The following is a 13,147-nucleotide window of genomic DNA, read 5'->3' on the forward strand; positions in this document are numbered from 1 at the left end:
GCCGCGGCCTCGACCGCCGGCGGACCACGTGCCGCGACGGCCGCGGGCGCCGCCGCGACCGCCCGCGAGCGCGAGCGCACCGAGGGGCCCGACCGCTCGATCGGCCAGATCATCGGCGTCGCCGTCGTCGGCGTGATCGTCCTCGTGGCGCTGCTCTTCGCGCTGGGCGTCATCGGCGGCGGGAGCGACAACACGTCGAGCGAGCCGCCGAGCGGGCAGCAGGGCGGTGCGACGCCGACCACGACGCGCAAGACCGCGCCCCGCTACCCGAAGACCGAGATGACGTCGATCGTCCTCAACGCGTCGGGCCGCGACAAGCTCGCGGGCGACGTCAGCGAGAAGATCGAGAACACGCTCCGCTTCCCGATGGACGAGGCCGCGACGCTCACGATCAACGGCGCGCAGTCCTCGATGCCGAGCACGACGGTGCAGTACCGCGCCGACGGCAGCACCACCGAGAACCGACAGAACCGCGACGCCGCCAAGGACATCGCGGCGTACGTGAAGAAGACGGTCCGCGGCGTCCGGGTCCTGAAGATGACCCCGGACGTCCAGGCCGCCGCCGGCAACGCGCGCGTCGCGGTCGTCATCGGCCAGGACTACGCGGCGAAGGTCCCGGGCGGCACCACCACGTCGCAGGGCTCGACCACGGGGACCGGCAGCACGTCCGGCACCGGCTCGACCGGGGGCACGGGCTCGACCACGACACCGGGCACCGGCGCGGGACAGCTCGCCCCGCAGGACGGCTCGAGCACCGGCACCGGTGGCACGACGTCGGGCGACGGCACCGGCGGGCTCGGGACCCCGTAGGGTCCCGCAGGCGCCGCGCGCGGGGGACCGCGCACGGCCACGCGGCGGGGCGCCGGCCCCGCCCGGAGGACCCGGTCGGCGGCAGGATCCGCCCGCCGGCCGACGAAGCACTGACCGCCGCATGATCCTGCTCGCCCGACACGGACGCACCGCGTACAACGACGAGGGCCGCTTCCAAGGGCGCGGCCCCGTGCCGCTGGACGCGCACGGCCGCGCCGAGGCGTTCGCCCTGGCCGAGCAGCTCGCCGAGCGCGGGGACGTCACCCGGATGGTCTCGAGCCCCCTGACCCGGGCGATGGAGACCGCGGCGATCGTCGCGTCACGGCTCGGGCTGGCGCCGGAGGTCGACCCGCGGCTGGCGGAGACCGACACCGGCGACTGGACCGACAGGACGTACGCCGACGTCATCGCGGCCGAGGGACAGGGCGCCTACGACGCGTTCCGCCGCCTGGAGCCCGACTTCGGCGCCCCGGGCGGCGAGACGTTCGCCGCCCAGCTGGCCCGCATCGTCCCGGCCGTCGAGGACGCCCGCACGGCCGAGCGGGACGGCGACGTCACGCTGCTCGTCTGCCACGGCAACGTCATCCGGCTGCTGATCGGCCACTTCAAGGGCGGCCGGCCCACGCACGCGGACATCGCGAACACGCACCTCGAGGCCCTGTGACGCGCGCCGCCCGGATCCTCTTCGGCCTGCTCGTCGTCGCGACCGTCGGGTCGTTCTTCCTCGCCCAGCGCCTGAAGAACCAGCCGGCCGTGCTGCAGCGCATCGGCATCTCGTCGGCGTTCTCGCCGGACCGCGACGGGCACCGCGACAAGCTCGCGATCCACTTCGTCGTCAAGCGCGGCCAGCCGGTCACCGTGCAGATCGTCGACGACCGCGGGCAGATCGTCCGGACCCTCGCGTCGAACGTGCAGACGCGGTCCTACCGCGACAACCGGTTCGTCTGGGACGGCAAGGACGACGCCGGCCGGGTCGCGCCCGACGGCCGCTACCGCCTGAAGGTCGTCCTCGAGGACGAGGGGCGCAGCATCGTCGCCCAGACCAAGTCGTTCGAGCTGCGGACCGACAAGCCGCGGCCGAGCGTCCAGAACGTCGTCGTGCAGGACGGCACGCCGACGAAGGGCCCGGCGATCCTGCCGACCGTCGACGGCAAGCCGCTGGTCGCCACCCTGCGGTTGCGCGGCTGGGAGTCGACGGCGCGCGTGGTGCGGATGGGCCCGGGCGACCCGAAGGTCGTCCGCGACCTGAAGGTCGTCGTCGACCCGGAGGACCGCGATTCCGCCGGCACCGAGCTGCCGGACGTCAAGGGCGGCCCGCGGGTCCACCGCGCCCGCAAGGGCACCGCCACCTGGGACGGCAGGCTCGAGGACGGCAAGGACGCGCCGCCCGGGAACTACGTGATCCAGGTCTGCGTCCGCGATCGCGCCGGCGTGCTCGGTTGCGGACCGCGCGCGGGGTCCGGCCCGGCGCACCTCCCCGCCACCGAGGACGACGGCCGGCTCCGCGGGCGCGGCGGGATCATCGTGCGCCGCCTCGGCGTGCAGGTCAACCCCGGGCCGATCGTCGCCGGGCACCGCCTGACGTTCTTCGTGGACGCGCGCGGCAGGCGCTACGACTGGGTCCTCCGCCGCGTCGGCACCCGTCGGCCCGTCGACCGCGGCAGCTCGACGAGCAGCACCCTGAAGATGCGCACCGGCTCCGAGCGCGGCGCGCTCTACCGCCTGGCGGTCGCCGTCGGCGGGACCCGCGTCGAGGTCCCCGCGATCTCGAACGACAAGCAGGAGCAGCCCGTCCTGGTCGTCGTCCCCGCGATCACGTGGCAGGGCCAGGAGCCCCTGGACAGCGACGGCGACGGGCTCGTCAACACCCTGAACCGCCCCGAGGAGAGCCCGAACGCCCGGGTCCGCGTGCCGCGCGTCCTCAGCCGCCTGCCGCAGGGCCTGAACTCCGGGACCGCCCCGGTCTTCGCGTGGCTCGCCCGCCACCGCAAGCGCTTCGAGGTCACGTCCGACCTGGCGCTCGCCCGTGGGGACGGCCCGAAGATCGAGGGCCACAAGGGCGTCCTGCTCGTCGGCGAGCACCGCTGGACGACGCCGGCCCTCGCCACGCAGCTGCGCGACTACGTCAAGGGCGGCGGGGTCCTCGCCGGCCTCGACCCGTCGAGCCTGCGCCGGTCGGTCACGCTGAACGGCGCGGACCGGGAGGTCGCGACGCTGCGGTCCCCCGGGCCGTTCACGTCCGAGAACGCGCTGGGCCTCGAGAGCCGCGGCTCCGTCCGCCTCGACGGCCCGCTGCAGAACGACAAGGACGACATCGGCCTGTTCACCGGCGGTGACGGGCGCTTCGACGGCTACCCCGTCGGCTGGCCGCTGGAGCCCCCGAAGGACGCCACCGTCGTCGCGTCGGCGGTCGACAAGGCCGACCACGTCATCATCGCCGCGATCAAGGTCGGCGACGGGTTCGCGATCCGGACCGGCCTGCCGACGTTCGCGTCGCGCCTGGCCACCGACCCGGACACCTCCGAGCTCATGGAGAGCACATGGCGACGACTCTCGCGCTGAGCACCGTCGCCGTCGCGGCGTTCCTCGCCCTGTGGCTGCGGTCGCCGAACGCGCGCGCCGGCACCATGGCGATCGCGCTCGTCGGCGCACCGATCATCCTCGCCGCGCAGGTGTGGGACGCCGGTCCCGTCGAGCGCCTGCGCGACCACCCGCCGGTCCTCGGCGCGCTGATCGTGGCCGGGGCCCTCGTGGTCGTCGCCGCCGCCTGGGCGTTCCGTCGGTGGCCGGTCGCGGTGCCGTTCGCGGCCGCGGTCGCATTGCCGTTCCGCGTCCCGCTGGACCTCGGGGACGGCCAGCCGGTGAACCTGCTGCTGCCGCTCTACCTCGTCACCGGCGCAGCAGCGCTCGCGTGGCTCTGGGACCGCGCGCAGGCCGACCCGGACGAGCCCGGCGGCGACCGGCGCCCCGGCGCGGCCGATCTCGCGCTGCTCCTCTTCGTCGTGCTCTACGCGGTCGAGAGCCTGTGGTCCGACGACCAGAGCAAGGCGGTCGAGCAGGTCGCGTTCTTCTACGTGCCGTTCGCGCTGCTCTACGTCGTGCTGCGCACCGTGCCGTGGACCATGGAGCTCGCCGCGAAGTGCTTCGCCGTCGTCGTCGGGGTGGCGCTCGTCCTGGCCGGCGTCGGCTTCTACGAGGCCGCGACGCACCACGTCCTGCTGAACCCGCGCGTGATCGCGTCCAACCAGATCGACGACGTCTTCCGCGTCAACTCGCTGTTCTTCGACCCGAACATCTACGGGCGCTTCCTGGCGCTGACGATGCTCGGGATCGCCACCTGGATGCTGTGGACGCGGTCGAGTCGGACCGTCGCGATCTCCGGGGTCCTGCTCGCGATCCTCCTCGGCGCGCTGATCACCACCTACTCGCAGACGAGCTTCCTGGCGATGCTGGCCGGGCTCACCGTGCTCGGCGGCCTGCGCTTCGGCCCGTGGAAGGCGTTCGGGTCGCTCGTCGCCGTCGTCCTCGTCGGCGTGGTCTTCGTCGTCGCCGCCCCGGGCGCCCTGAACATCAAGGGCCTCGACGAGGGCGGCGCGGACGACGCGACGTCCGGCCGCGTCACCCTGACCGGCGGCGGGATCGGTCTGTGGGCGGACCACCCGATCGAGGGCGTCGGCTCCGGCGGCTTCGCGGTCGCCTACCGGCGCGCCGAGCGCTCGGGCGAGCGCAAGGCCGTCGACGCGTCGCACACGATCCCGATCACGATCGCCGCCGAGCAGGGCCTGATCGGCTTCGGCGCGTACCTCGTGCTGATCGTCCTGCTCCTGCGCCGCCTGGTCCGCGACGCCGAGGACTCCGCGGCCCGGGCGGCGATCGCGGCGATGACGATCGCCCTGATCGTGCACACGATGGGCTACGCGGCGTTCCTGGAGGACCCCGTGCTCTGGGTGCTCCTCGCGGTCGGCAGCGCGCTGGCCCCCGTCCGGGTCCGCGGTGAGGCCCGCCGGGCGAGGCTGCGACTGCGGAAGGCCCCGCCGCGCGAGCGCCGCCGCCCCGCGACGGACCCCGCGGCGCCGTGACCGACGGGGCGGCGGACGGTCGGGCCGAGGGCGCCGCTCCACGGCCCGGCCGGGAGGCCGGCGCACCCCTCGGGGACGGCGCGCAGGCCGCTCCTTCCGCGCCGGACCCCGGCCGACCCGACCCGTGGATCGCCGACGGCGTCGACGGGCCCGCCGCGCGCGACCCGTACGGCCGCGGGATCGAGTGGGCGATCCTCGCCCTCGGGATCGTCGGGGCGCTGATCGCGTGGGCGGTCTACCCGTCGGCCGGCAACTACGACAGCGTCCTGGACCTCGTCTGGGCGCGCGAGATCCTCGACGGCCACAAGCCCGGCTTCGAGGCGTACGCGGCGTCGACGCCGCACCCGCTGTGGGTGGCTCTGGGCGTCCCGGTCGTGGCGCTCTTCGGCGACGGCGGCGACCGCGTCCTCGTCCTGGTCAGCTCGCTGTCGCTGGCGGTCCTGGCGGCCGGGACGGTCCGGCTGGGTCGGATCGCGGGCGAGGCGGTGGCGCCGCCCGAACGGGCCGTGCGGACCGGTCGGGCGACCGGCGCGGTCGCCGGCCTGCTGGTCCTGTCGAGCTTCGCGTTCGGGCTGCTGGCGGCGAAGGGCTACCTCGACGTGCCGTTCCTGGCGCTCGTCGCCTGGGCGGGCGCCTGGGCGCTCCGCAGCCCGCGGGCGTGGAAGGGCCCGGCGCTGCTGCTCGTCCTCGCGGGCCTGCTGCGCCCCGAGGCCTGGCTGCTCGCCGGCCTGCACTGGCTCTGGTGCACCCTGCCGGGGACGTGGTCGGTGTCCGGGACGGGGCGGCTGCGGGACGTGCTGCCGGGCCGCGCGGACTCCGAGGCGCTGCCGCGGGCCCGCCGCGTGCCGGGCCGCGGCGTCCACCTGGTCGTCGTCCTGGTCGCCCCGGTCCTCTGGGCCCTGATGGACCTCGTCGTCACCGGCGACCCGGCGCACTCGCTGAGCGCGACCAGCACCCTGGCGGACGAGCTCGGCCGCGACCGTGGCCTGGCGAAGGCCCCGCGCCTCCTCGCTTCGCAGCTCGTCGACCAGTCGCGCCCCCCGGTCTTCGTCGCGGGTCTCGCGGGTCTGGCGGTGCTGCTGCTCGCGGCACGGGTCGGCCTGCGGACCCCCTCGCGCCGGGTCCGGACGGTGCTCGTCGCGCTGCTGCTCGCGGGCGTCGCGACGTTCCTCGCCGCGGGCGTCGGCGGCCTGTCGCTGATCCCGCGCTACCTCAGCGTCCCGGTCGTCGCGCTGACGGTGCTCGCCGCGCTCGCCGCGACGGGGTGGCTGGCGCTGCCGGGGAAGGGCGAGGGCGGGGCGGTCGTCGGCGTGCCGGCGCCGGGCACCGCGGACGAGGCGGAGGGTCCGTCGGCGGGTGCGGGCGAGGGCCGGGCGGCGCCGGGCGGCGGGACCGCCGTCGGCCCCGCGCCCGACCGGCTGCAGCGGATCCGCACGGCCTGGGCGGTCGTCGTCGTGGCGGGAGCGGTCCTCGGCGTCGGCGCGTACCTGACCGTCAAGCGCGACTCCGTCGAGAACCTCGGCTCCGAGCTGCGCTTCCTCTCCGACGCCCGGTCCGACGTCCACGACCTGATCGACGACCCGGCCGTCCGTCGCGGCGCGCGCTGCGGGCCGATCTCGCTGCCGACCTACCGGCTCGTCCCCGAGATCCGCCTGCAGCTCGACGTGTCGGGCCGGAGGGTCCTCGCGCGCTCCGACCCGCGGGCCCGCCGCCTCGGTGCGTTCTCGCGCGGCGTGGCGATCACGGTCGACGAGGACGCCGCCGGCGGCAAGTGGCGTCGCCGCTACGCCCAGGCCGACGGCGTCCCCCGCACGACGAAGCCGGCACCCCCGGGCTTCCGGCAGGTCGCGCGGTCCGGCGCGTTCGTCGCGTCGGTGCGCTGCGGCTGACGGTCCGTGCCACGCGCTGCTCAGGGCCGCCCGAACCAGCGCTCCAGGGCCCGGATGAGGGCCGGCCCCGCGACGTCCGCCGGCGCGTCCACGTCCGTCGCCCACGCCACGTGGGCGTCGGGGCGGATCAGGAGGGCGTCGGCGGGGCGTTCGTCCGTGTCGGCGCGGCGGAGGTCGACGCGCTCGCGCCACGGCTCCGCGACCTCGAGGAGCTCCGGCCGGTCGGCGAGCACGAGGAGGACCGGCCGGGCCGTCTGGAGGTACGCGCCGACGCTGGTCGGGCCCGCGTCGGTCCGGAGCGGCAGGTCGGGGACGAACCTCCCGGCGAGGGGGTGGCGGTCGTCGTCCGGCCCGACCGCGTGGCCCGCACCGCCGGGTGCCGTTCGACCGCCCGCCCCGCCCACCACGCCCGTGGGCTCCGGGTACCGCACGTCCGCCCCGGAGATCAGCGCCGCCAGCCGGCGCTGCGGCTGCTCGTCCTGCAGGAGCTCCTGGAAGACCGCCCGGAGAGCGTCCGCGGCCTCGTCGTGCCCGCGCCGCAGGGCGACCTGGGCCCGGGTCTGGAGCAGCGCGCGGCCCCCCGCCAGGTGGCGCTCGTCGTGGTAGCCGTCGAGCAGCCCGTCGGGCGCCCACCCGTGGATCTCGGCGGCGAGCCGCCACGCGAGGTGCACCGCGTCGAGCATCCCGACGCTCCGCGCGATGCCGGTCGCCGGGAGGACGTGCGCGGCGTCGCCCGCGAGGAGGATCCGGCCCGCGCGGTAGTGCTTGGCCTGCCGGGCGGAGTGCTGGTACCGCGACAGGCGCCGCGGCTCGCCCAGCGGGACGTCGTGTCCGAGCACCCGGCGGATGCTCTCGCCGAGGTCCTCCATCGTGGCCGGCGGCTCCTCGCGCCACGGCACGGGCTCGGCCGGGCCGTCCTCGATCGTCTGGACCATCAGGGTCCCCGGGCTCATCGAGCCCATCGCGAAGACGCCGTGCTCCGTGCGCGTGAAGCCCGCCGCCACGCGCCTGGTCGTCGTGGGGCCGTCCGGCGTGGCGTCGCCGCTCGCCGCGGCGCCCCCGTCCGCCGCCGCGCCTTCGTCCCGAACCTCGAGGTCCCCGTTCTCGAGCACCGTCACCGACCCGTGGACGGCGACCTCGGCCAGGCGGTTGACCTCCGGATACGTGACGCCCGGGAACGCGATGCCGGCCATGTCGCGGATGCGGCTGTAGGCGCCGTCGCAGCCGACGAGGAAGCGGGCCCGCAGCCGTACCGGACCGTCCGGGCCCTCGACCTCGGCCGTCACGCCGTCGTCGTCCTGCTGCACCCCGACCACGCGGTGGCCGTACCGGATGTCGGCGCCGAGCTCGATGGCGTCCAGCTCGAGCACCCGGTCGACGGAGGGGTGCTCGAGCTTGATCCCCGTCAGCGGGGGATCGGTCAGCCCGGTGAGGTCGACGTGGACGCCGCCGAACGGGTAGATCGGCGTCGGGTCCGCGTCGACGGCCACCGAGGCGAACTTCTCGAAGAGCCCGCGGTAGCGCAGCAGCTCGATGATCTGCCCGCCCAGGCCGTTGGCGTTCGGGGTGTGCCCGAGCTGCGGGTTCCGCTCCAGCACCAGCGGCCGCACGCCGCCCAGTCGCAGCTCCGCGGCCAGCATCAGGCCGGCCGGGCCGCCTCCCACGATGATCACGTCGGGTTCCATACGCGTCCTCCAGATCCGTCGGTCGTCGACTTCGATCGGCGAGTATGGGGGACCCGTCAGCGCCTCATGAGCTTTTCGTTTGCGCTATACCTTGGAACAGGCAGAGGGTGGGTCCGTCCCCTCTGCGAGGGCGTGAGGTGACCGCCGCAGGCCCCGCCGACGGAGCTCGGCTCTCAGAGGCCGAGCACCAGATCGGCGACGGCGGCCGGCTGCGACAGGAACGGGTGGTGCCCGGCGTCGAGCTCCACGACGCGGCCGGCCCGGCCCGCGAACGAGCGCTGCGCCGCCGCCGGCGTCCCGCGGTCGTCGGCGCACACGAGGTACGTCGAGGGCACGTCGTGCCACGCCGCGACCTGCACCGGCTGCCCCAGGACCGCGATGCTCTGTCGGGCGGTCCGGTGCAGCGCCGCTCGCTGGATCCCGGCGTCGCAGTCCTGGAGGAACGTGCCGGCCAGGTGCTCGGGGCGGACGGTGAAGGTCCCGCCCTCCGGGTCGACGTCGAGGAACGGCGCGGGCTCCTCGCTCCCGAACGTGGAGAGGCTCTCGCCGGGCTCCGGCAGGTAGCTCGACACGAGCAGCAGGTGCGCGACGGCGCCGAGTCCGGCCGCGGCCTCCGCGGTCACGATCCCGCCGTAGCTGTGGGCCACGACGACGGTCGGCTCGTCGGTCGCCGTCAGGACGTCCCGCACCGCGGCGACGTCCTCGGCCAGGCCGGGGCCCGTCCCGTCGACCGGGAGACCCGTCTCGCCGCAGCTCGGCAGCGCGGGCGCGACGCTCGCGACGCCCCGCCCGGCCAGCAGGTCCGCCGTCGGGTGCCACCACCACGCGCCGTCCCGGACGCACGCCCCGTGCACGAACACGACCCTCATCGGTGCCCCCGTCCCGTCGGTGCCCGGACGACCGCGCCCGGCCGCATGGACCTTCAGCCGCCCGTGGTCAGCACCACGCGGAAGCGCGCGTCGCCGCTCATCATCCGCGCGTAGCCCTCGGCCGCCTGCTCGAGCGGGTAGGTCTCGATCGTCGGGCGGACGTCCTGCAGGGCGGAGAAGCGCATCGTGTCCTCGGAGTCCTTCGAGGTGCCCGACGCATGGCCGACGACGCCGGTCGAGCCCGGGATCAGGGCGAACGGCGGGATCTGCATCGGGTCGGCCGAGGCGCCGACGACGACCATCCGGCCGCGCGGGCGCAGGCCGCCGACGGCCGCGCTCATGGCGTCGGGGGCGGTCACCGTCGCGAGGATGGTCTGCGCGCCGCCCAGGGCCTGCAGCGCCTCGGCGACGTCGCCGGCGGTCGAGTCGATGTAGTGGTGCGCGCCGAGGTCCTTCGCGCGCTGCTCCTTGTCGGTGCCGCGGGCGATCGCGACGGTCTCGAAGCCCATGCGCCGCGCGTACTGCACGCCGAGGTGGCCGAGGCCGCCGATGCCGAGGATCGCGACGAGGTCGCCCGGGCGGGCACCGCTCTCGCGCAGGGAGTTGAAGGTCGTGATGCCGGCGCAGAGCAGCGGCGCGGCGTCCTCCGCGGAGAGCTCGTCCGGGATCGACGCCAGCGCGGACTGCGGGACGATCACGTGGTCGGCGTAGCCGCCGTCGTAGGCGATGCCGGGGACCAGGCCGTTCTCGCAGCTGATGAGGTCGCCGCGACGACACTCGTCGCAGTGGCCGCAGTTCCCGCCGAACCAGCCGACGCCGACGCGCTGGCCGGCCGCCCACGGGTCGACGCCCTCGCCGACCGCCTCGATCGTGCCGGCGATCTCGTGGCCCGGCACCCGCGGGTACTCGATCCCGGGCATGTGGCCCTCGACCGTGAACGCGTCGGAGTGGCAGACCCCGCAGGCCTCCACCCGGACGCGGACCTCGCCCCGACCCGGCTCCCGGAGCTCCCGCTCCACGAGCTCGAGGCCCTTCCCGGGCTCCGTGACCTGCACCGCGCGCGTCGTCGTCATGGTGCACAGGCAATCAGGTCGGACTCCGGACGTGGAGCGGCAGGGGCGACCGAGGGTGCGCGCCACCGTAGGTCCCGCAGACCCACCCACGGGGTCGTCGGCGGGCCGTCCGGGGCGCATACTCGGGGAGATGCCCGCGAACGACGAGCTCCGGCAGTTCCTCCGCACCCGGCGCGGGCGGGTCGACCCGGCGGACGTCGGGCTGCCGCCGGGGGACGGTCCGCGGCGCGTCCCCGGCCTGCGCCGCGAGGAGCTCGCGCGGTTGGCGGGCGTCAGCGTCGACTACTACGTGCGGCTCGAGCAGGGCCGGGCGACCGGTGCGTCGGAGGACGTCCTCGACGCCGTCGCGCGAGCGCTGCAGCTCGACGACGACGAGCGCACGCACCTCTTCGACCTGGCGCGGCCCACCCGGACGCGGCGCAAGGCGCGGACGGCGCGACCCCAGCGGGTCCGCCCGGGGGTCCTCGTGCTGCTCGAGAACCTGCCGACTCCGGCGTTCGTCCTGGGTCGGCGGCTCGACGTCCTGGCGACCAATCGGATGGCCCGCGCGCTCCTGTGCGACTTCGACGCGCGGCCGGTCAAGGACCGCAACCACGCGCGCTGGGTCTTCCTCGATCCCGCGGCGCGCGAGCTGTACGTGGACTGGGAGGCCATCGCTCGCGACAACGTCGCGAACCTGCGGATGGACGCCGGGCGCCATCCCGACGACCCGGAGCTCTCTGCCCTGGTCGGCGAACTCAGCGTCAAGAGTCCCGAGTTCGCCGGCTGGTGGGCCGACCACGACGTCCTCCGCCGCACCCACGGCACGAAGCGGTACCACCACCCGATCGTGGGTGAGATGACCGTCGGGTACGAGGCGCTGCCGCTCCCGGACGACCCCGAGCAGACGCTCTTCGTCTACACGGTGGAGCCCCGCAGCACGTCGGCGCAGGCGATGGAGCTGCTGGCGAGCTGGACGCTGGAGACGTCGGCCGAGGCGCAGGACCGGCAGGAGACCTGAGCGCTCAGCCGTCCGCCCGCCACCGCGCCGCCAGCGCCGTGCGCGACCGGACGCCGAGCTTGCGGTACGCCTGGCGCAGGTGGTGCTCGACCGTGCGCGGCGACAGGTGCAGGGCGGCGGCGACCTCGCGGTTCGTGCGGCCCTCGACGACGAGCTCGCAGACGTCGCGCTCGCGGGCGGTGAGGTCCGCGGCGCCGCCGGGCTCGTGGGTGCCGGCGTCCTGCAGCCGACCGCCGCAGGCGTCGAGCTCGGCCCGGGCACGGCGTTCCCACGGGACGGCGCGCATCCCCTGGAACGCCTCCGCCGCCTGGGCGAGCGGCGCCCGCGCGTCGCTGCGCCGGCGGGCACGGCGGAGGCGCTCGCCGACCACCAGGCGCGTCCGTGCGACGTCGAACGGGGACGGCAGCCGCTCGGCGGTCTGCAGGGCGTCGGCGGCGGTGGCGTCGAGGTCCGCGTCGTCGGCGAGCAGCAGTCGGACGCGCGCGGCGCCCGCCAGCGCCCAGGGGCCGCCGCCGTCGCGGGCCGCGAGCTCGACGAGCGCCGCGACCCGCTCGGCGCGGTCGGTGCGCCCGTCGGCGAGGAGCGCCTCGACGAGGTCCGGTGCGGTCGCGACGAAGCCCGGGTCGGTGGTGCCCTGGTTCGCGCTGCGGCGGTGGCTGCGCTCGAGGTGCGTCGCGGCGTCGGTCGGACGGCCCGCGGAGAGGTGCAGCAGGCCGAGCGCAGACGACGAGTACGCGTCGACCTGTCCGAGGTCGTGCCGGGCGCCGACGGCGGCGGACCGCTCGGCGTAGGTGCGGGCGAGCTCCTCGTCGCCGCGGACCGCGTGGACCCAGGCGGCGGTCGCGCAGGCCAGCGCGACGGCGAAGCCGCTGTCGGTGGCGTCGGCGAGTCCGATCACCTCCTCGGCGTGCTCGAGCGCGCGGTCCCACGCCCCGAGCCGCAGGTCGAGCGGGCCGCGCGTGGCGAGCGGCAGCGCGAGCGGCCCGACGGCCCCGGCCTCGCGGGCCGCGGTCACGCAGCGCCAGAGCAGCGCGTCGGCGTCGTCGAGCTCCTCCAGCCACGTGAGACCGAACGCGGTGATCGACAGGATCTCGTGGCCCTCGCCGCACGGGTCGAGGTGGTCGAGGACCGGCTTGGCGGCGCGGAGCAGCTCGCGTGCGCGGTCGTGGCGGCCGGTCGCGGTCAGGGCCAGCGCCTCCATGATGCCCGGCACCGCCTGGGCGTCGGGTGGCAGGAGCGCCGCCGCGTCGCGGGCGAGCTCGGCCAACCGGGCGACGGAGCCGCTGGCCAGGAGCGCCGCGCCGGCGCGGATCAGGAGCAGCGCGGCCCGGAACGGCTCGGTCTCCTGCGCGCGGCGGGCCTCGCCCTCGAAGACGGACGCGGCCTCGCGCGGGCGCCCCTCCTGCAGGAGGGCGGTGCCGCGCTGCTCGACCGCCTGCGCCCGGAGCGCGGGGTCGTCGGTCTCCTCGAGCAGCCCGTCGACGAGCCGGAGCGCCCACGCGGGGCGGCTCGCGTGCCCGGCGGCGACGGCGGCGGCCAGCGTCCGCCGGCCGCGTGCGGCGTCGTCGACGGAGAGGTCCGCGGCGCGCTCGAGCGCCCGGGCCGCGACGCCCGGCGCGCCGCGGGAGCGCGCGTCGGCGGCGAGCTCCTCCAGCGCGTCGGCGACGTCGGCGTCGGGGTGGGTCGTCGCCGCCGCCCGGTGCCACGCTCGCGCGCGCCCGGGGACGGCGTCGGCCAGCGCC

Annotated in this window: 10 protein-coding genes; 6 read left to right on the forward strand and 4 right to left on the reverse strand. The window is 76.1% G+C overall.

Annotated features, from left to right (window positions below; genetic code table 11):
- From PATMI_RS0105945 to PATMI_RS0105965, 5 genes are all read left to right on the forward strand, one after another.
- Nucleotides 1-810 (forward strand): LytR C-terminal domain-containing protein (locus PATMI_RS0105945; protein WP_026910218.1); only part of this gene is annotated, 810 nt, incomplete at its 5' end.
- A 121-nt stretch (nucleotides 811-931) separates the two neighbouring features.
- Nucleotides 932-1,474, forward strand: a complete 543-nt coding sequence (locus tag PATMI_RS27790) for a histidine phosphatase family protein (RefSeq protein WP_051471116.1) — start codon at nucleotides 932-934, stop codon at nucleotides 1,472-1,474.
- Nucleotides 1,471-3,372, forward strand: a complete 1,902-nt coding sequence (locus PATMI_RS0105955) for a FlgD immunoglobulin-like domain containing protein (protein ID WP_026910219.1) — start codon at nucleotides 1,471-1,473, stop codon at nucleotides 3,370-3,372. Before PATMI_RS27790 ends, PATMI_RS0105955 begins: the two co-directional genes overlap by 4 nt.
- Nucleotides 3,351-4,889, forward strand: a complete 1,539-nt coding sequence (locus PATMI_RS0105960) for an O-antigen ligase family protein (protein WP_026910220.1) — start codon at nucleotides 3,351-3,353, stop codon at nucleotides 4,887-4,889. Before PATMI_RS0105955 ends, PATMI_RS0105960 begins: the two co-directional genes overlap by 22 nt.
- The gene (locus tag PATMI_RS0105965) at nucleotides 4,886-6,778 is read left to right on the forward strand and encodes a hypothetical protein (protein WP_026910221.1); all 1,893 of its coding nucleotides are present in this window, start codon (nucleotides 4,886-4,888) and stop codon (nucleotides 6,776-6,778) included. Before PATMI_RS0105960 ends, PATMI_RS0105965 begins: the two co-directional genes overlap by 4 nt.
- Before the next feature lie 20 nt (nucleotides 6,779-6,798).
- Here PATMI_RS0105965 and PATMI_RS0105970 read toward each other — a convergent pair whose 3' ends face one another.
- The 3 genes from PATMI_RS0105970 to PATMI_RS0105980 form a co-directional block, all read right to left on the reverse strand.
- On the reverse strand, nucleotides 6,799-8,463 hold the full coding sequence (locus PATMI_RS0105970; protein ID WP_026910222.1) for an FAD-dependent monooxygenase: 1,665 nt from the start codon (nucleotides 8,461-8,463) through the stop codon (nucleotides 6,799-6,801).
- Nucleotides 8,464-8,636: 173 nt separating this feature from the next.
- A complete protein-coding gene (locus PATMI_RS0105975; protein WP_026910223.1) occupies nucleotides 8,637-9,332 on the reverse strand; it encodes an alpha/beta fold hydrolase in 696 nt (231 codons plus the stop codon).
- Nucleotides 9,333-9,385: 53 nt separating this feature from the next.
- A complete protein-coding gene (locus PATMI_RS0105980; protein ID WP_026910224.1) occupies nucleotides 9,386-10,405 on the reverse strand; it encodes an alcohol dehydrogenase in 1,020 nt (339 codons plus the stop codon).
- 130 nt (nucleotides 10,406-10,535) lie between these two features.
- Here PATMI_RS0105980 and PATMI_RS27795 point away from each other — a divergent pair, with 130 nt between their 5' ends.
- Nucleotides 10,536-11,405, forward strand: a complete 870-nt coding sequence (locus PATMI_RS27795; protein ID WP_036725321.1) for a helix-turn-helix transcriptional regulator — start codon at nucleotides 10,536-10,538, stop codon at nucleotides 11,403-11,405.
- Between the two features lie 4 nt (nucleotides 11,406-11,409).
- Here the strand turns inward: PATMI_RS27795 and PATMI_RS38150 are convergent.
- Nucleotides 11,410-13,147 (reverse strand): LuxR family transcriptional regulator (locus PATMI_RS38150; RefSeq protein WP_036725324.1); only part of this gene is annotated, 1,738 nt, incomplete at its 5' end.

Origin of the sequence: Patulibacter minatonensis DSM 18081 (assembly GCF_000519325.1) — a bacterium.
In the GTDB taxonomy this organism is placed as follows: Bacteria; Actinomycetota; Thermoleophilia; order Solirubrobacterales; family Solirubrobacteraceae; genus Patulibacter; species Patulibacter minatonensis.